General features: G+C 65.6%; 15 protein-coding genes. 8 read left to right on the top strand and 7 right to left on the bottom strand.

Annotated features, from left to right (window positions below):
- The first annotated feature begins 187 nt into the window (after positions 1-187).
- The 5 genes from AC1DUN_RS22500 to oppF all read left to right on the top strand — a co-directional run bounded on the left by AC1DUN_RS22500 (position 188) and on the right by oppF (position 5,824).
- On the top strand, positions 188-1,801 hold the full coding sequence (locus tag AC1DUN_RS22500; RefSeq protein WP_477715929.1) for a peptide ABC transporter substrate-binding protein: 1,614 nt from the start codon (positions 188-190) through the stop codon (positions 1,799-1,801).
- 166 nt (positions 1,802-1,967) lie between these two features.
- Positions 1,968-2,888 (top strand): oligopeptide ABC transporter permease OppB, encoded by a 921-nt coding sequence (oppB, locus tag AC1DUN_RS22505; RefSeq protein WP_477664555.1) that lies wholly within the window; start codon positions 1,968-1,970, stop codon positions 2,886-2,888.
- An 11-nt stretch (positions 2,889-2,899) separates the two neighbouring features.
- Positions 2,900-3,829: an ABC transporter permease subunit gene (locus AC1DUN_RS22510; RefSeq protein WP_477715930.1), complete on the top strand. Its 930-nt coding sequence runs from the start codon at positions 2,900-2,902 to the stop codon at positions 3,827-3,829.
- Between the two features lie 8 nt (positions 3,830-3,837).
- Positions 3,838-4,842, top strand: a complete 1,005-nt coding sequence (locus AC1DUN_RS22515) for an oligopeptide/dipeptide ABC transporter ATP-binding protein (protein WP_477715931.1) — start codon at positions 3,838-3,840, stop codon at positions 4,840-4,842.
- Positions 4,835-5,824, top strand: coding sequence for a murein tripeptide/oligopeptide ABC transporter ATP binding protein OppF (gene oppF, locus AC1DUN_RS22520; protein WP_477715932.1), 990 nt, complete (start codon positions 4,835-4,837; stop codon positions 5,822-5,824). Before AC1DUN_RS22515 ends, oppF begins: the two co-directional genes overlap by 8 nt.
- Before the next feature lie 7 nt (positions 5,825-5,831).
- Here the strand turns inward: oppF and AC1DUN_RS22525 are convergent, their stop codons facing one another.
- From AC1DUN_RS22525 to AC1DUN_RS22545, 5 genes are all read right to left on the bottom strand, one after another.
- Positions 5,832-6,842 carry a YeiH family protein gene (locus AC1DUN_RS22525; protein ID WP_477715933.1) on the bottom strand — a complete coding sequence of 337 codons (1,011 nt, stop codon included), beginning with the start codon at positions 6,840-6,842 and terminating at the stop codon, positions 5,832-5,834.
- 91 nt (positions 6,843-6,933) lie between these two features.
- Positions 6,934-8,139, bottom strand: a complete 1,206-nt coding sequence (gene metC / locus AC1DUN_RS22530) for a cystathionine beta-lyase (protein ID WP_477715934.1) — start codon at positions 8,137-8,139, stop codon at positions 6,934-6,936.
- A 27-nt stretch (positions 8,140-8,166) separates the two neighbouring features.
- Entirely contained in the window at positions 8,167-9,162 is a 996-nt protein-coding gene (locus AC1DUN_RS22535; protein WP_477715935.1) for a Bug family tripartite tricarboxylate transporter substrate binding protein, read from the bottom strand.
- Positions 9,163-9,227: 65 nt separating this feature from the next.
- Complete coding sequence (locus AC1DUN_RS22540) at positions 9,228-10,814, bottom strand: rhodanese-like domain-containing protein (RefSeq protein WP_477715936.1); 1,587 nt, start codon at positions 10,812-10,814, stop codon at positions 9,228-9,230.
- Positions 10,815-10,870: 56 nt separating this feature from the next.
- Complete coding sequence (locus AC1DUN_RS22545; RefSeq protein ID WP_477715937.1) at positions 10,871-11,461, bottom strand: cysteine dioxygenase family protein; 591 nt, start codon at positions 11,459-11,461, stop codon at positions 10,871-10,873.
- A gap of 130 nt (positions 11,462-11,591) precedes the next feature.
- Here AC1DUN_RS22545 and AC1DUN_RS22550 point away from each other — a divergent pair, with 130 nt between their 5' ends.
- Both AC1DUN_RS22550 and AC1DUN_RS22555 read left to right on the top strand, forming a co-directional pair.
- Positions 11,592-12,503, top strand: a complete 912-nt coding sequence (locus tag AC1DUN_RS22550) for a LysR substrate-binding domain-containing protein (protein ID WP_477663769.1) — start codon at positions 11,592-11,594, stop codon at positions 12,501-12,503.
- A gap of 258 nt (positions 12,504-12,761) precedes the next feature.
- Entirely contained in the window at positions 12,762-13,751 is a 990-nt protein-coding gene (locus AC1DUN_RS22555; RefSeq protein ID WP_477715938.1) for a Bug family tripartite tricarboxylate transporter substrate binding protein, read from the top strand.
- A gap of 25 nt (positions 13,752-13,776) precedes the next feature.
- Here the strand turns inward: AC1DUN_RS22555 and murI are convergent, their stop codons facing one another.
- Complete coding sequence (gene murI / locus AC1DUN_RS22560) at positions 13,777-14,574, bottom strand: glutamate racemase (protein WP_477715939.1); 798 nt, start codon at positions 14,572-14,574, stop codon at positions 13,777-13,779.
- Positions 14,571-16,121, bottom strand: a complete 1,551-nt coding sequence (locus AC1DUN_RS22565; protein ID WP_477715940.1) for a fumarate hydratase — start codon at positions 16,119-16,121, stop codon at positions 14,571-14,573. Before AC1DUN_RS22565 ends, murI begins: the two co-directional genes overlap by 4 nt.
- A 401-nt stretch (positions 16,122-16,522) precedes the next feature.
- Here AC1DUN_RS22565 and fumC point away from each other — a divergent pair, with 401 nt between their 5' ends.
- A complete protein-coding gene (fumC, locus tag AC1DUN_RS22570; protein ID WP_477715941.1) occupies positions 16,523-17,914 on the top strand; it encodes a class II fumarate hydratase in 1,392 nt (463 codons plus the stop codon).
- Positions 17,915-18,033 lie beyond the last annotated feature (119 nt).

Raw genomic sequence — 18,033 nt, forward strand, 5'->3', positions numbered from 1 at the left:
AGGTCTCTTAAGCGACACGGCATGCTAATTGCTGAAGGGTTACTCCCTACGAAGCGGCCTCGGGGGCGGCGGTATATTCGCGCCGACCGACAGGCCAAACGTCTAGCCTCCGATGGGAGGCGAGATGCTCCATCCACCACGGCGGGCCATAAGCCCGCCGGTTTTTTATTCGGGAGTGCAAACAAGCATGAACTCAAACTGGACGATGAAAACCCTGGCCGGCGCCGCGCTGCTGGCCTGTGCCGGCCTGGCCGCCGCGGCCAACGTGCCCGCCGGCGTGAAACTGCATGAGACCCAGGAACTGGTCCGCAACAACGGCTCCGAGCCCGAAACCCTGGACGCCGCGCTGGCGACGGGCGTGCCGGCCAACAACGTGATCCGCGACATGTTCGAAGGCCTGTGCGCCGCGGATAACAACGGCAAGATCGTTCCCGGCGTGGCGGAAAGCTGGAAGCAGGTCGACCCGCAAACCTGGGTCTTCAAGCTGCGCAAGAACGCCAAGTGGTCCAACGGCGACGCTGTGACCGCCGACGACTTCATCTACAGCATGCGCCGCTTCGTCGACCCGGCGACCGCTTCCAAATACGCCTCCACCTACGGCGTCTTCCTGCTCAATGCCAAAGAGATCATCGAAGGCAAGAAGCCCGTCACCGAACTGGGCGTCAAGGCCATCGACCCCTACACGCTGGAAATCAAGACGCCTTTCCCGGTCAACTTCCTGCCCGAGGTCGTGTCCAACCCCCAGCTCGCGCCCCTGCACAAGGCCACCATCGAAAAATTCGGCAAGGACTGGACCCGGCCCGCCAACATGGTGAACAACGGCGCCTTCTCGCTCAAGGACTGGCAGGTCAACAGCAAGATCATCCTGGCCAAGAACCCCGCTTACTGGGATGCGAAGAACGTCCAGCTGACCAAGGTCACCTACCTCTCGGTCGAGGACGGCAATGCCGACGTCAAGCTCTATGAGTCGGGCGAAAACGACTGGGTCTACCAGCTCCCCCCCGGCACCTACGACAAGTACAAGGCGCAGTACCCCAAGGAGATCCGCAACACCGACATGCTGGGCCTGCGCTACTACTCGCTCAACAACGCCGACCCGGCCCTCAAGGACATCCGCGTGCGCAAGGCGCTGTCCATGGCGCTGGACCGCGACATCCTGGCGCAGCGCGTCACGGCCGACGGGCAGACCCCGGCTTACGGCGTGATCGTCAAGGGCACCTCGGGCGCCGACGTGACAGCCTACGACTGGGCCAAGTGGCCCGCCGACAAGCGCATTGCCGAAGCCAAGAAGCTGCTCAATGAAGCCGCGCTGCCGCCCGGCACCAAACTCAAGTTCTCCTACAACACCAGTGATTACCACAAGAAGATGGCCATCTTCGCGGCCTCCGAGTGGAAGACCAAGCTGGGCCTGGAGGTTGAACTCGAGGCCATGGAGTTCAAGGTGCTGATCAAGAAGCGCACCGACAAGGACTACCAGATTGCCCGCAACGGCTGGATCGCCGACTACAACGACGCCACCACCTGGTTGACCCTGGTGCAGTGCGACTCCGACCAGAACTACCACAACAGCTGCAATCGCAAGGCCTCCGCGCTGATCGACGAAGGCAACCAGCAACTGGACCCGGCCAAGCGCAAGGTCCTGCTGACCCAGGCGGCGAAGATGATCATGGAAGACTACCCCATCATCCCGCTGCTGCAGTACACCGTGCCGCGACTGGTCAAGCCCTATGTGGGCGGTTACTCGACCACCAACGCGCTGGACCGCTACCGCGGCAAGGACCTGTACATCATCAAGCATTGAGGGCGGGCCGGGCCCGGCAGGCGCCGCCGCGCGCCTGCCTGTCCCTGGCCTGCTATTCACCGCTTTCCAAGATCTTTCTGACGCCATGCCGGCCGTTCAGGGCCAAGCTGTACCCGGCCCAGGCCTTCATGCGCTCATGCGTTCACACTAGCCCGGAGATATCCTCATGTGGTCATACGCCTTCAGGCGCGTCCTGGCGACCCTTCCGACCTTGCTGGCCGTGGTCACCGTCTGCTACCTCCTGCTGCACGGCACGCCCGGCGGCCCTTTCGATGAGGAGCGCAAGGTGTCCGCCGCGGTGCTGGCCAACCTGCAGGCCAAGTACCACCTCGACCTTCCGCTCTGGCAGCAGTACCTGTATTACCTCAACAGCCTGCTGCACGGCGACCTGGGCGCCTCCTTCCGTTATGCCGACTGGTCGGTCAACGAGCTGGTGGCCAAGGCGCTGCCGGTTTCCGCGGCGATAGGCGGGGGTGCCATCGTCATCTCCCTGTTTGTCGGCGTCTTCCTCGGTACCATGGCCGCCTTGCGGCAGAACAGCGCCATCGACTACGGGGTCATGCTGCTGGGCAACGCGGGCCATGTATTCCCGTCTTTTGTGATCGGCCCGGTGCTGATCCTGGTGTTCGCGGTCTGGCTCAAGGTCGCGCCGGCCGGCGGCTGGGACGATTTTTCGCCGCGCTTCATGGTGCTGCCCATGCTGCTGCTGATCTTCATCAATGTGGCCACCATAGGGCGCGTCATGCGCGGCAGCCTGATCGAGGTGCTGCACAGCAACTTCATACGCACCGCGCGCGCCAAGGGCCTGCCCACGCACACCATCATCCTGCGCCACGCCCTCAAGCCCGCGCTGCTGCCGGTGGTGTCCGTCATGGGCCCGCTGGCGATCTCCTCGATCACCTCGGCCATCGTGACCGAATCGGTGTTCTCGCTGCCGGGCATAGGCAAGCTCATCGTCAACGGCGCCGCCAACCGCGACTACACCCTGGTGCTGGGCCTGGTGGTGCTGGTGACCGTGATCGCCGTGACGCTCAACCTGCTGGTCGACCTGGCTTATGCCTTGCTTGATCCCAAGATCCGTTACTGAGGCGGGACGCCATGCTGTTCAGGAACAAAAACAAACAGGACCGGCTGGCCGCGGCGCTGGGCCATGCGCTGCAAGCAGCGCCGGCCGACATCGCGGGGCGCAGCCCCTGGGCCGACGCGCGCGTGCGTTTTCTGCGCAACAAGGCGGCGGTGTTCAGCCTGGGCCTGCTGGCCTTGATCACGCTGTGCTGCATCGCCGGCCCCTGGCTGCTGCCGCATGCCTTCGATGCCGCCGACTGGGACGCCATGAGCTTGCCGCCCACGCTCAAGAATGCGCATTTTTTCGGCACCGACGAGTCGGGCCGCGACTTGCTGGTGCGCAGCCTGGTGGGCGGCCGCGTGTCGCTACTGGTGGGTTTTCTGGCCACCCTGTCGGCCGTCACGCTGGGCATTGTCTGGGGCGCGACGGCGGGCTTTATTGGCGGCAAGGTGGATGCCTTCATGATGCGCGTCGTCGACATGATGTACGCCGTGCCCTATTTGCTGATCGCCATCCTGATGGTGACCATTTTGGGGCGCGCCTTCTACCTGGTGGTGATCACCATCACGGTGTTCTCCTGGATGGACATGGCCCGCGTGGTGCGCGGCCAGACCCTGTCGCTGCGCTCGCGCGAGTTCATCGAGGCGGCGAGGGCGCTGGGCGTGCCGACGCGGCGCATCATCTTCCAGCACATCGTTCCCAACCTGCTGGGCATCGTGGTGATCTACACCACGGTCACCGTGCCGGCCGTGATCCTGGTCGAGTCGGTGCTGTCTTTCCTGGGCTTGGGCATCCAGGAGCCGATGACAAGCTGGGGCGTGCTGATCCACGATGGTGCGTCCGTCATGGAGGTGTCGTCCTGGATGCTGCTGTTTCCGGCCGGCCTGCTGTCGCTGACCCTGTACTGCTTTAACTACATCGGGGACGGCCTGCGCGATGCGCTGGACCCCAAGGAACGCTGAGCCGCACCATGAGCCTGATCGAAGTCAACAATCTCGGCGTGCAGTTCCAGACCCAGGACGGGGTGGTCTACGCCGTCAACGGCATCAACTTTTCGCTGGACCGGGGCCAGACCCTGGGCATCGTCGGCGAAAGCGGCTCCGGCAAAAGCCAGAGCGTGCTGGCCATGATGGGCCTGCTGGCCAGCAACGGCAAAGCCACCGGCCAGGCCCTGTACCAGGGCCGCGACCTGCTGGCCATGAAACCGGCCGATCTCAACAAGATACGCGGCAACCGCGTGGCCATGATTTTCCAGGACCCGATGACCTCGCTCAACCCTTACCTCACGGTGGAGCGGCAGATGACCGAGGTGCTGCAGTTCCACAAGGGCCTGGACCGCAAGGCGGCGCGCGCCCGTTCGGTGCAGCTGCTTGATGCCGTCAAGATCCCTGATGCGGCGGGCCGCATCACCCTGTACCCGCATGAGTTTTCGGGCGGCATGCGCCAGCGCGTGATGATTGCCATGGCCTTGCTGTGCGAGCCCGAAGTGCTGATCGCCGACGAGCCCACGACCGCGCTGGACGTCACGGTGCAGGCGCAGATCATCGCCTTGCTGCGCGAGCTGCAGCGCGATTTCGGCACCGCCATCATCATGATCACGCACGACCTGGGCGTGGTGGCCGGGCTGTGCGACGAGGTGATGGTGCTTTACGGCGGGCGCGTGATGGAGCAGGGCAGCGCCGACAGCGTGTTTTATCGCGCCTCCCATCCCTATACCGTGGGCCTGCTGGGCGCCATACCGCGCCTGGACGCGGAAGGCGAAACGCTGGTCGCCATTCCCGGCGCACCGCCGAATATGGCGAAGCTGCCCAGGGGCTGCCCGTTCAGCGAACGCTGCACCTTGTCCAGTGAGCAGTGCGTTGAGATCTTGCCCGCGCTGCTGCCGGCCGAACACGATGCGGCCGTGCTCAGGGCCTGCCATCGCTCTGTCCAGGCGGTGTCGGAACTCGCGGCGAAGGAGGCCAGCCATGCGTGAGGCCACCCAACCCATTCTGTCGGTGCGCGACCTCCAGGTGCACTTCAGGATCAAGGCAGGCGGTGCCTGGCCCTGGTCGCCGGCCCGCATCCTCAAGGCCGTGGACGGTATTTCCTTTGACATCCATGCCGGTGAGACGTTGGGCGTGGTGGGGGAATCCGGTTGTGGCAAGTCGACGCTGGCGCGCGCGGTGCTGAACCTGATTCCTGCCACCGCCGGCAGCATTGCCTGGATGGGCCGGGAGATGACCACGGCCTCCAGCGATGCCTGGCAGGCGGCCAGGGCGGACATCCAGATGATCTTCCAGGATCCGCTGGCCTCACTGGATCCGCGCATGACCATCGCGCAAATCATTGCCGAGCCGCTGCGCACGCACCGCCCGGCCATGCCCGAGGCCGAGGTCATGCAGCGCGTCAAGGCCATGATGGGCCGCGTCGGCCTGATGCCGCAGCAGATCAACCGCTACCCGCACGAGTTCTCCGGCGGCCAGTGCCAGCGCATAGGCATTGCGCGCGCCCTGATCCTGGAGCCCAAGCTCATCATCTGCGACGAGCCGGTGTCGGCGCTGGACGTGTCCATCCAGGCGCAGATCATCAACCTGCTCAAGGAACTGCAAAAGTCCATGGGCCTGGCGCTGATCTTCATCGCGCACGACCTGGCCGTCGTCAAACACATCAGCGACCGCATCCTGGTGATGTACCTCGGGCATGAAATGGAAGTGGCGCACAAAAAGGCGCTGTACGCGGCGCCGCGCCATCCCTACACCCAGGCCTTGCTGTCGGCCATCCCGATTCCCGACCCGGTGCTGGAGCGCAAAAAAGTGATCCAGCTGCTGCAGGGCGACCTGCCTTCGCCCATGGCGCCGCCTTCAGGCTGCGTGTTCCGCACGCGCTGCCCGCTGGCGATTGCGCGTTGCGCCGAGGAGGTGCCGGCGCTGCGACGCCTGAGCGATGAGACGGAGGCGGCCTGCCTGTTGGTCTAGGGGCTCTTTACCGGAAGACGCACAGGTAGACCGCGAAGATGGCGACCAGCCACAGCGTCTCGACCAGCATCAGCGCCATGGGCCGCCAGCCCAGCTTGACCAGTTCCTCGAAAGAGGTCTTGATGCCCAGCGCCGCGATGGCGACCACCAGGCAGACGCGCGAAACCTGGCCCAGCGCCTCGTTGAGCCGCGGCGTGACTACGCCCAGGCTGTTGGCCAGCACCAGCGCCATGAAGCCGACCAGGAAGAAGGGCAGCAGCGGCGTGCGCGGGCCGGCTTCGCCGCTGCTGCTGCGCCTGCGCCAGTACCAGGCCAGCACGGCGACCACGGGCACCAGCAGCGTGACGCGAAACAGCTTGACGATGACCGCGACGTCGCCGGTCTCGTGCGACATCATCAGGCCCGCGCCCACAACCTGCGCCACGTCATGGATGGTGCCGCCCAGGAAGATGCCGGCGCCGCTGTCGTCCAGCCGCAAAATTCTGGCCAGCAGCGGGTAGACCACCATGGCCAGCGTCGACAGGCCGGTGACGCCGACCACGGTCAGCAGCGTGTGGCGCTCGTTGTCCGGCGTTTTGGGCATGACAGCCGCCACGGCCAGGGCCGCCGATGCGCCGCAGATGGACACCGCCGCGCCGCACAGCAGGCCGAAGTCGGTGCCCAGGCCCAGGCGCCGCGCCAGCCAGGCACCCAGCGCGATGGCGCTGGCAACGGCGATCACCGCGGTGGCCAGCGGCCCCATGCCCAGTTGCCCGATCTGCGCCAGTGTGATGCGCGCACCCAGCAGGGCCACGCCTATGCGCAGCAGCGTCCTGGCGCAAAACTCGATGCCAGGCCGGCAGCGCGCGTCCTGGTAGAGGAAGTGAAAAGCCAGGCCGAACAGCAGGGCGTACAGCAACTGCGGGCCGCCGTAGTGCTCGGAAAGAAAGGTCGCGCCCAGCATGATGAGCAGCGGCAAGGCCAGGCCCGGCCACAGGCTGCGGGTGCGAAGAAGCCAGGGACGCGCAGCGCTAAGCATGGTCGTGCAAACCTCGTGAAAAAGAAACGAAGGGAAGAGGCGCCTCGAGGGCGCAGGAGATATGGAACAGGGGGCGCAGAGGCCCCCGGGGTCAGGCTTGCAGCGCGGCAAAGCCCTGCTGCAAATCGGCCAGCAGGTCGGCCGAGTCCTCGAGCCCGATGTGCAGGCGCACGATCTGGCCGCGGCCCGACCAGTCGGTCACGCTGCGGGCGTTGCGCAGGTTGGCCAGCGTGACCAGGCTTTCATAGCCGCCCCAGGATGCGCCCAAGCCGAACAGTCGCAGGCCGTCGATCAGGCGCTCGGCGGCGGCCTGGTCGAAGCCCTGCTGCAGCTCGAAAGACAGCAGGCCGTTGGTGCCCTTGCAGTCGCGTTGCCAGATGGCGTGGCCCGGGTGGCTCGGCAGGGCCGGGCAGAACACGGTCGCCACTTCACTGCGCGCCTGCAGCCAGGCAGCCACCTTCAGTGCGCCGCTTTCATGCACGGCCAGGCGCGCGGCCATGCTGCGCGTGCCGCGCAGCACCAGGAAGGCATCGTCGGGGCTCACCGTCATGCCGAAGGCGTCGCTGCGTTCGTTGAGCGCCTGCCAGGCGGCTTGCGTGGTGGCGACGGTGCCCATCATCACGTCGGAATGGCCCGACAGATATTTGGTCGCGGCCATGACCGACACGTCGGCGCCCAGCGCCAGCGGCCGGTACTGGTAGCCGGATCCCCAGGTGTTGTCGGCCACCAGCAGCGCGCCCCGCGCATGGGCGATGGCGGCCAGGCGCGGCAGGTCGCACATCTCATAGACCAGCGAGCCCGGGCATTCGGTGTACACCATGCGCGTGCCCGGCTCGATTTTTTCTTCCACGTCGTTGCCGTCGGCCGCAAAAAAAGTGCAGCGGATGTTGTAGGGCGTGAGGAAGGACTCGACAAGCTTGCGCGCCGGCTCATAGACGCCGTCCGACATCAGCACATGGTCGCCGGGCTTGAGGTAGGCCAGCAGCGTCATCGCGATGGCGGCCAGGCCCGTGGGGAAAAGCCGCGTGCGGTAGGCGCCCTCAAGCTCGCTGACCATGTCTTCCAGCGCGTAATTCGTCGGGTTGCCGCGGGCCCCGTAGGTGAACACGCGCTCCTCGCCGCGCCGCTGGCGCATCTCGCGCTGGTGCGCCGTGCTGTCGAACAGCACGGTGCTGGCGCGCACCACCGGCGGGTTGACCGGCCGCCCGCCCTCATAGGCCGGCTGCTTGCCGGCATGGACCAGGCGGGTCAGGGCGGATGGGCTGGGCAAGTCGGCCGGCGGCGATTTTTTGTTCATGTCGGGAAAGCCTTGGTGGATGAGCGATCAGTCTAGCTTGGCGCCCGAGAGTTTGACGACGCGCGACCAGCGGGCGATGTCCGCCTTGAGCTGCGCGGCGAAGGCCGCCGACGTGTTGCCGACCACTTCGCTGCCGCCCTCGGTGATCAGCTTGCTGACTTCCGGCGTCTTCAGGGCGCGCACGATGCTGTCGTGCAGGTAGGCCACGCGCTCAGGGGGCGTGCCCGCGGGCGCGAAGAAACCGTACCAGTCTTCAAAAGTGGTGTTTTTGTAGCCCAGCTCTTCCAAGGTGGGCACCTTGGTGAACACGCCGATGCGGCGCGGGCTGGTGACGGCCAGGGCGCGCATCTTGCCGTTCTGGATGAAGCTGGACACCGAGGCGGTGGAGGTGATGAGCACGTCCACCTGGCCGCCCAGCAGGTCGGTGATGGCAGGCGCCGCGCCCTTGTAAGGCACGTGGGTCATGCCGATGCCGCTGTCCTTTTCCAGCACCACGCCGACCAGGTGCGAGAGCGTGCCGTTGCCGGGCGTGGCGTAGGTGACGCGCCCGCCGGGGGCCTTGGTTTGCGCGGCCAGGTCGGCAAAGCTTTTCAGGGGCGAATTGCTGGGCACCACCAGCACCAGTGGCGCGGCGTTGATCTGGGTGATAGGCAGGAAGTTCTTCAGCGGATCGAAGCCCGGCGAGGCGTACAGCGTGGGGTTGACGGCCATCAGCGAGACCTGGCCCGTGAGCACGGTGTAGCCGTCGGGCTTGGCGTCGGCCACGGCCTTGGCGCCTATGTTGCCGCCGGCGCCGCCGCGGTTGTCGACGATGGCGCTCTGGCCGGTGATATCGGACAGGCGGGTGGTGACAAAACGCGTGGTGGCGTCATTGCCGCCGCCGGCCGGGAAGGGCGAGACGAATTTGATCGCCTGGTTGGGGAAGCCGCCGACCTGGGGCATGGGCTGCGCGGTGGCGGCGCCGTGTACGGCGAGCAGCGCGCAGCAAAGTGAGGCGGCGGTGAATTTCAGCTGGGCAAGCATGGGGGCTCCTGAATGGATGGAAGCAAAAATAAAAAAAGAAGGACGAGGTCGCCGGGCCGGCGGGATCAGGCGTGGGCGGCGGCTTCAGGCAGATGAAAGGCCTTGAGTTCCTGCGCGTCCAGCTGCCCGATCAGGTTGACTTCCCAGGCCAGGTACTGGCGGGCCGCTTCCTTGTTGCCGTCGTGCCGGTCGTGCACGAAGAACAGGTAGTCGATGCAGTCGCTGTCGGCCGGGATGTTTTCAGAGGCCTGCAGCGGCAGGCCGGCGGCGCGCCAGCCGTCCAGGCCGCCTTCGAGCAGGCTGGGTTTCAGGCCCAGTGCCTGCAGGTCCACGGCCGCGCACGCCGCCACGGCGGGCTCGTCGGCAATCAGCACCACCGGGCGGTGCTCACCGGCCAGGGCCTGCGCCAGGCGCGGCCGTATCGACCAGCGCGTGCCCGCGATGTGTTTCTGGCGGAACTGCATGCTGGGGCGCAGGTCGATGGCGCAGACGCTGCCGTCGGCCAGTCCGTCCTTCAGCGCCTGCGCGCTGGTGGCGGGCAGCGCGGGCAGGCCCACGGGCGCCGCGGCGGGCAAGGCCAGTCCGCTGGCCAGGCCCTGGCCCAGCACGCTGGCATCGTGGCCCAGCTGGCGCAGCCAGCTTGCCACCGTGAGCGCGCGCATGCCGTCGGTGTCGAACAGCACCAGGCGCGCCTTGCGCACGCCCACATACTGGTCGGTGGCCTGGATCAGCTGGCCGCCCGGTGTGTGCTGCGCGCCGGGCAGGCTGCCCTGCGCGAATTCTTCGGGGCTGCGGACGTCGCACAAAAACAGCGTGCGCTGCGTATCGCCGGCCCAGCCGCGAACCGTTTGCGCGTCAACGACAGGTACGTTGAAACGCTTTGCCAGCGCCTGGGCCGCCGCGCGCATGCCGGCGGTCCCCTGGGGTTGCGCCGATTCAGGGTAGCGGCGCGTGCCGCCGTGCTCGAGCTTGAAGTCGGCCAGGTACCAGCCCTGGGTGCCGTTTTCGAGTGCCGACACGGGGTTGCGCACACCCAGGTTGATCAGTGTCTGCGCGCCTATGATGCTGCGCGTGCGGCCCGCGCAGTTGATCACGATGTGGGTGCTCTCGCTGGGCACCAGGTCGCGTATGCGCAGGGCCAGCTCGCCGTTGGGGCAACTGATCGCCGTCGGGATGTTCATCTTGCGGAATTCCGAGAACGGCCGCCCGTCCAGCACCACGACGTCGTCCTTGCGCTCTATCATCGCCGCCAGTTCGGTCGCGCTGACCCGGGGCGTGTGGTAGACCTGCTCGGCCAGCTCGCCGAAAGTCTTGGACGGCACGTTGACGCCCGCGAACAGCGCAAAGCCGGCCGCCTGCCAGCCGGCGGTGCCGCCTTGCAGCACCTGCACATCGCTGTAGCCGATCGCGGCCAGGCGGCGCGCGGCCAGGGGCGCGGCACCCTTGCCGTCGTCGTCATAGACCACCAGCCGCACAGCTTTGCGCGGCGCCAGGCGCGGCGCGTCCAGCTCGAGACGGCTGTAGGGCAGGGTGATGCCGTAAAACAAATGCGACTGGCCGTACTGGCCGTGCTCGCGTACATCGAACAAGGCGATTTCTTCGCCGTCGTGCAGCCAGGCTTTGAGCGTGGCCGCGTCTACAAAACGTGTCATGGAATAAATGCGTGTGGGTTCGGGAGATTCGGGGAGGGGGAAGGAGGCGCGGGTGCTCAGCGGCGGGTCTGCACGCCTATGCCCATGGTTTCGTAGCTGCCTTTTTCCAGGTCGTAGCTGGTGCGTGAGGTCAGGGTCTCGAGCGCGCGGCCGTACATGTGCAGGTGGCGTATCACCTGGCCCGCGGGAATTTCCACCGAGTGGATGTCTTCCGGCAGCAGCGCGATGCCCGTGCCGGGTTCGACCACGACAGAGCTGATTTCCTTGAGCTGGGCCTTGCCCGGCACCGAGCCGTCATCCTGGCGTTCGTACACGCGGTTGAGTTCCGTGCCTTCCACGGCGCTGATGCAGGCCCAGGTGGTGTGGTTGTGCGGCACGATGCGCTTGCCGGGACGCATCACGTTGAGGTAGAGCGCAAAGCTCTGGTCGGCGTCTTCGGCGATCAGGTAGCGCGCCTGCAGTTCAGGGCTCACGGGGGCGTTGAATTCGGCCTCGTTCCACAGTTCCTTGCGGTCGGCCAGCTGGTTCAGCACCGCCAGCACCTTGGCCAGGGACTGGCGATTGGCTTCGCCGCTTCCAACAATAAGTTTAATGTTTTGAATGGCGGCGCCAACGGCCTGGCTGCGCTCTGCTTTTGCGGTGTTCATAGGCGTTTCCTGGGTGAAATTCCGGTTTGAAGGGCCTAATATAGTCAAGTCATATTTTTCAAACAACTCAGAAATAGAGATAAACGCATTAGCATTCGTAATATGAAGACAGCCCCGAGGAGGTCCTCGCATGAAAACCCTTGACCTGGAATTGCTGAGGTCCCTGGTCGCCATCGACGAGCAGGACAGCTTTGCCGGTGCCGCCGTGCAGCTGGGCAAGACGCAGTCGGCGGTGACGCAGCAGATGCAGCGCCTGGAGGATCAGATCGGCCACCCGCTGTTTGAAAAACAAGGTCGCAGCAAGCGGCTGACGCCGCACGGGCACAAGCTGCTCGAGTACGCCCGCCACCTGCTGGCCATCAACGACGATGCGCTGCGCAGCCTGCAGCAGGGCAGCCTGGAAGGCGTGCTGCGCATAGGCGCGCCGCACGACGTGGCCGACAACTTGCTGCCGACGCTGCTGGCGCAGGTGGCGCGCGTCTCGCCGCTGCTGCAACTCGACATCCACGTGGGGCGCAGCCCCTTCCTGATGGAGTCGCTCAAGCGCGGCGAGATCGACATGAGCATCTCCAACCGCAACGACCCGGGGCTGGACGGCGTGGTGTTGCGCACCTCGCCCACGGTGTGGCTGTGTTCGGCCAACTATGTGCATGACCGCTCCAAGCCGGTGCCCTTGATCCTCGTGGAAGGGCCCAGCGTGTATCACCGGCTGGCGCGCGAGGCGCTGGATGCGGCCGGCATCGCATGGTCGCCCAACTACACGGCTTCCAGCCTGATCGGCATCAAGGCCGCGCTGCGCGCCGGCTTGGGCGTGACCGCGCGCGGCATCGAAACGGCGGGACCCGAGCTGCGCGTGCTCGGTGAAAACGACGGCCTGCCGCGGCTGCCCGACCTCGACTATTACCTGTTCATCCGCAGGAATGTCATCAACCCGGTCACGCGCAAAGTCTTCGACATGCTCAAGGCCAACCTCGGTTTGATCCGCAGCGCGGCGGACCCGGCTTCGCCTGCGGGCAGGGCGGGGTCGATGCCGGGCGACTAACGCATCGCCGGCGAATCGCCGGCGTTCTACTTTCTACTTACTTGCTCAAGAGCGCGTGCGCAAATCCATGGTGATCGTGGTTCTTGTAACCGTGAGGCCGTAACAAATTGTTGGACGCAAACCACATGAAGAAGCCAAACTCGCGAAGGGGTGCGGAACTTGCATCGGCACGGTGTACGCTTGCCGGACGCTGGTGATGCCCGGCAAGGGTCGAGGTCATTGGACGTATATGAGAACACATGCAAGGAGTGAGAGTTAATGTCTGTTTCAAAATTCCCCATCAAGCGGCGCACGCTGCTTGCTGGTTCCGCAGCCACCCTGGCGCTTGGCGCCGCACCCGCGTGGGCTGCCTATCCCGACAAACCCATCAAGATCATCGTTCCCTGGGCTGCCGGCGGCAGCACCGACGCCATCACCCGTGTGCTGGCGCAGCGCCTGAGCGAGGGCTTGAAGCAGCCCGTGATCGTCGACAACAAGCCGGGCGGCGCGGGCCACGTCGGCATGGACCAGGCCGCGAAGTCGGCGCCCGATGGCTATACGCTGGCGATCATTGAGCTGTCCCATGTGTACGCACCCGCGGTTGTCGCCAACATGCCCTACGACATCCTGCGCGACTTCACGCCGGTCACGCTGGTGGGTACCTCGCCCATGGTGCTGTTCACCGGCCCTGACGTCACCGACTTCAAGAGCTTCCTGAAATCCGTTTCCAATCCCAAGGGCGGGCCGTCCGCCATGGCGAACAGCGGCACGGGCTCCATCAGCCACCTGGTGGGCGAGCTGTTTTCCCAGGAGACCAAAGTCAAGTTCAACATGGTGCCTTACCGCGGCGGCGCGCCGGCCATGGTGGACCTGGCTGCCGGCCAGGTGTCCTCTTACTTCGCCACGCTGGCGACCGGTTCCAGCCTGATGGCTTCGGGCAAGGTCAAGGCGCTGGCCGTGACGGGCCGCAAACGCTCTGACGTTCCCATCCTGCGCTCGCTGCCGACGATGACCGAACTCGGCCTGAAAAACATGGACGTCGCCCAGTGGTGGGCACTGGTGGCCCCGGCGACCACGCCGCTGGAAGTCACAGAACGGCTTCGCCTGGAACTGCTGTCCGCGATGTCGGACTTGAAGGTGGTGGAGAAGATGTCCGCCCTGGGTGTTGAAATGAAGGGTACCTCGCGCGACCAGTTGCGTAGCTTCCTGCGTTCGGAGTCCGAGCGCTGGCGCACCCTGGCCCGCAATGTGGGCCTGAAGCCGCAATAAGCGGCACCCGGCGCGACGGCGAGCGCTACAGGCCCAGCCAGCGTTGCGCGGCTGCCTGCAGCGCCTCTTGCGCGCCTGTGGTCAGCAAGGTGGTGTGGCCGGGCCTATCGCCCGGCTGCAACTGCCCGGCGGCCTCGAGCAAACGGCGGGCCTGCCGCGCGACAGGTTCGCCGGTTTCGACCAGCTGGACATCGGCGCCCACCAGCGCCTGCAGCGTGTCCCACGCGAAGGCGTAGTGCGTGCAGCCCAGTACCAGGGTATCCATCTGGCCGGCCTGGCTGCCGAAGGGCCCCATCGCCCGCGTGTATTGCTCGCACAGCGCGCGGACCCGCGCAAGGTCATGGTTCTGTATCGCATCGGCCAGCCCGTCGCAGGGCTGCAGGATGAAATCGGCCTGGTCTTTCAGCGAGTCATGCAACACGCGCAGCTTGGTGCTGGTCACCGTGACGCGCGTTGCCATCACGCCGATGCGCCGTGTCTTGCTCAAGGCGACGGCCGGCTTGAGTGCCGGTTCCACCCCGACCAGCGGCAGGTCGGGGTGTTCGGTTCGTACAAGGTGGACTGCCGCCGCAGTCGCGGTGTTGCAGGCGATCACCAGCGCCTTGATGGCATGTTCGTCGCGCAGTTTGCGCACGACGGCTCGAGTGCGCTCGATCACAAAAGCATCGCCGCGCTCGCCATAGGGCGCGAAGCCCGCGTCGGCCAGGTAGACAAAAGACTCGTCGGGCAGTTGTGCCCGCAGCGCCTTGAGGATGCTCAGGCCGCCCACGCCGCTGTCAAAAACACCGACGGGCCGATCGGCGCCGGCCTGTCCTTCGCTCACGCCGCCGCGACGGGAATGTTTTTGAATTCGCCGCTGGCGATTTTTTTCTGCCATTCGGCCGGGCCGGTGATGTGGGCGCTGGTGCCGCCCGAGTCCACCGCCACGGTCACGGGCATGTCGACCACGTCGAATTCGTAAATTGCTTCCATGCCCAGGTCGGCGAAACCGATCACCTTGGCGGTCTTGATCGCCTTGCTGACGAGGTAGGCGGCGCCGCCCACGGCCATCAGGTAGGCGCTCTTGTGTTTCTTGATGGCCTCGATGGCGACCGGGCCGCGCTCGGACTTGCCGATCATGGAGATCAGGCCGGTTTCAGCCAGCATCATTTCCGTGAAGCCGTCCATGCGCGTGGCGGTGGTCGGGCCGGCCGGGCCCACGGCTTCGTCGCGCACCGGGTCAACCGGGCCGACGTAGTAGATGACGCGGTTGGTGAAATCGACCGGCAGCTTTTCGCCCTTGGCCAGCATGCCCTGGATACGCTTGTGCGCGGCATCGCGGCCGGTCAGCATCTTGCCGTTGAGCAGCAGGGTCTGGCCGGGTTTCCAGCTGGCGACTTCTTCCCGCGTGAGCGTGTTGAGGTTGACCTTTTTGCTCTTGTTGTAGTCGGGTGCCCAGTTCACGTTGGGCCACAGGTCCAGCGAAGGCGGGTCCAGGTAGACCGGGCCGCTGCCGTCCATCACGAAGTGCGCGTGGCGCGTGGCGGCGCAGTTGGGGATCATGGCCACGGGCTTGCTGGCCGCGTGCGTGGGGTACATCTTGATCTTGATGTCGAGCACGGTGGTGAGGCCGCCCAGGCCCTGCGCGCCTATGCCCAGCGCGTTGACTTTCTCGAACAGCTCCAGGCGCAGTTCCTCGGTCTTGCTCAGCTGGGCGCCCGAGGACGATTTGGCCTGCAGTTCGTACATGTCGAGGTCGTCCATCAGGCTTTCCTTGGCCATCAGCACGGCTTTTTCGGCGGTGCCGCCTATGCCTATGCCCAGCATGCCGGGCGGGCACCAGCCGGCGCCCATGGTGGGCACGGTCTTGAGCACCCAGTCGACCACCGAGTCGCCGGGGTTGAGCATCACCAGCTTGCTCTTGTTTTCGCTGCCGCCGCCCTTGGCGGCCACGGTGACCTCGACCTTGTCGCCGGGCACCAGCTCGGTGAAGATCACCGCGGGCGTGTTGTCCTTGGTGTTCTTGCGCTCGAACTGCGGGTCGGCGACGACCGAGGCGCGAAGGGTGTTGTCGGGGTGGTTGTAGCCGCGGCGCACGCCTTCGTTGACGGCGTCGTCAATGCTGCCGGTGAAGCCTTCCCAGCGCACGTCCATGCCGATCTTGAGAAAGACGTTGACGATGCCGGTGTCCTGGCAGATGGGGCGCTGGCCGGTGGCGCTCATCTTGCTGTTGGTCAGGATCTGCGCGATCGCGTCCTTGGCCGCCGGGCTTTGCTCGCGCTCGTAGGCGCGCGCCAGGTGGGCGATGTAGTCCGTGGGGTGGTAGTAGCTGATGTACTGCAGCGCGGCGGCTACGGATTCGATGAGGTCGGCTTGCTTGATCGTGGTCATGGTGGGGTGGGGTCGTCGTTTTGGGGAATTCGGGCAAACCTTGCAATTATCCGTCTTCGCAAAACCCCTTAGATGAGAATTCTTCTCGTCTGCGGTCATACTTAGAACCTGTTCACGGTCTAAATGGGGCCGCGCAAGCACCTTCTCGGGATGGGATGCAAGGCGCGGTGCGACGCCCATAGCACAGCTATGGGCTAGCGCCGCAACGCCGCAGACCGCCCGAGAAGGCGCTTGCCCTCCGGGTTGGGATGAAATCGGGCGATTGAGCCACCCAGGCCCTTGCATGGGCATTAGCCCATGCGGCGTGCCCGGTCGGCCCACTCATCCCGATTGCATCCCAACGCGGCCTCATTTAGACCGTGAACAGGTTCTTCCCCTTTTTTGACAGCGCAGGACATTCCATGACGACAAGCAGCAGCACGCGCACCGAGCGCGACACCTTCGGCCCCATCGCGGTGCCGTCCGACAAACTTTGGGGCGCGCAGACACAGCGTTCCCTGCAGAACTTCGACATCTCGGGTGAACAGCAGCCGCGCGAGATCATCAAGGCGCTGGCCCAGGTCAAGCGCTCCTCGGCCAGGGTCAACCATGCGCTGGGCTTGCAGGACGAGAGAAAAACCCAGGCCATCGTGGCTGCGGCCGACGAGGTGATCGCCGGCAAGCATGCGGACGAGTTCCCGCTGGTGGTCTGGCAGACCGGCTCGGGCACGCAGACCAATATGAACGTCAACGAGGTGCTGGCCAACCGCGCGAGCGAAATCCTGGGCGGCGAGCGCGGCGAAGGCCGGCTGGTGCACCCCAACGATGACGTCAACCGCAGCCAGTCTTCCAACGACGTATTCCCGACCGCCATGCATGTGGCCGCGGTGGAGGCGCTGACCCACAAGCTGCTGCCGGCCATCGCCAAGCTGCGCGCTACGCTGGCGAAAAAAGCCCAGGACTTCGACGGCATCGTCAAGATTGGACGCACCCATTTGCAGGACGCCACGCCGCTCACGCTGGGCCAGGAGTTTTCGGGCTATGTGGCGCAGCTGGACCACGGCGAAAAACATGTGCGCGCCGCCTTGCCGCACCTGTGCGAGCTGGCGCTGGGCGGCACCGCCGTCGGTACCGGCCTGAACGCGCCCAAGGGTTACGCCGTGCAGGTGGCGGCCGAGCTGGCCGCCCTCACGGGCCTGCCTTTTGTCACGGCGCCCAACAAGTTCGAGGCGCTGGCCTCGGTCGACGGCCTGGTGCATGCGCACGGCGCACTCAAGACCCTGGCGGCCAGCATGATGAAAATCGCCAACGATGTGCGCTGGCTGGCCAGCGGCCCGCGCAGCGGCATCGGCGAGCTCAGCATTCCCGAGAACGAGCCCGGCTCGTCCATCATGCCGGGCAAGGTCAACCCGACGCAGAGCGAAGCCGTCACCATGCTGGCGGCCCAGGTGTTCGGCAACGACGTGGCCATCAACTTCGGCGGTGCCTCGGGCAACTTCGAGCTCAATGTGTTCAGGCCCATGGTGGCGCACAACTTTTTGCAGAGCGTGCGCCTGCTGGCCGACGGCATGGTGAGCTTCAACGATCACTGCGCCGTGGGCATAGAGCCGAACCGCGAACGCATCACCGAACTGGTGGATCGCTCGCTGATGCTGGTGACGGCGCTGAACACCCATATCGGCTATGACAAGGCCGCCTTCATCGCCAAGAAGGCGCACAAGGAAGGCAGCAGCCTGCGCGACGCGGCGCTGGCCTCGGGTTTTGTCACGGGTGAGCAGTTTGACCTGTGGGTTATCCCCGGGAATATGGTCTGACCCCCGTCCAGGGGAGGTAGGCACACCCCCGTCGGACGCTCACTTCGTGTAGCGCCTTCCCCCCTTGCAGGGGGCGGCGCCTGCGGCCTGGCAAAGCCAGTTCCGCGGCCCCTGCTGAG

It is taken from the genome of Polaromonas sp. P4_F6 (assembly GCF_056401275.1).

Excerpts from the sequence above, each read along its gene's own strand:
- AC1DUN_RS22545 (WP_477715937.1), bottom strand. The coding sequence starts at position 11,461 with ATGAACACCGCAAAAGCAGAGCGCAGCCAGGCCGTTGGCGCCGCCATT.
- oppB (WP_477664555.1), top strand. The coding sequence starts at position 1,968 with ATGTGGTCATACGCCTTCAGGCGCGTCCTGGCGACCCTTCCGACCTTG.
- AC1DUN_RS22515 (WP_477715931.1), top strand. The coding sequence starts at position 3,838 with ATGAGCCTGATCGAAGTCAACAATCTCGGCGTGCAGTTCCAGACCCAG.
- AC1DUN_RS22550 (WP_477663769.1), top strand. The coding sequence starts at position 11,592 with ATGAAAACCCTTGACCTGGAATTGCTGAGGTCCCTGGTCGCCATCGAC.
- AC1DUN_RS22500 (WP_477715929.1), top strand. The coding sequence starts at position 188 with ATGAACTCAAACTGGACGATGAAAACCCTGGCCGGCGCCGCGCTGCTG.
- oppF (WP_477715932.1), top strand. The coding sequence starts at position 4,835 with ATGCGTGAGGCCACCCAACCCATTCTGTCGGTGCGCGACCTCCAGGTG.
- fumC (WP_477715941.1), top strand. The coding sequence starts at position 16,523 with ATGACGACAAGCAGCAGCACGCGCACCGAGCGCGACACCTTCGGCCCC.
- AC1DUN_RS22540 (WP_477715936.1), bottom strand. The coding sequence starts at position 10,814 with ATGACACGTTTTGTAGACGCGGCCACGCTCAAAGCCTGGCTGCACGAC.
- metC (WP_477715934.1), bottom strand. The coding sequence starts at position 8,139 with ATGAACAAAAAATCGCCGCCGGCCGACTTGCCCAGCCCATCCGCCCTG.
- AC1DUN_RS22535 (WP_477715935.1), bottom strand. The coding sequence starts at position 9,162 with ATGCTTGCCCAGCTGAAATTCACCGCCGCCTCACTTTGCTGCGCGCTG.
- AC1DUN_RS22525 (WP_477715933.1), bottom strand. The coding sequence starts at position 6,842 with ATGCTTAGCGCTGCGCGTCCCTGGCTTCTTCGCACCCGCAGCCTGTGG.
- AC1DUN_RS22555 (WP_477715938.1), top strand. The coding sequence starts at position 12,762 with ATGTCTGTTTCAAAATTCCCCATCAAGCGGCGCACGCTGCTTGCTGGT.
- AC1DUN_RS22510 (WP_477715930.1), top strand. The coding sequence starts at position 2,900 with ATGCTGTTCAGGAACAAAAACAAACAGGACCGGCTGGCCGCGGCGCTG.
- AC1DUN_RS22565 (WP_477715940.1), bottom strand. The coding sequence starts at position 16,121 with ATGACCACGATCAAGCAAGCCGACCTCATCGAATCCGTAGCCGCCGCG.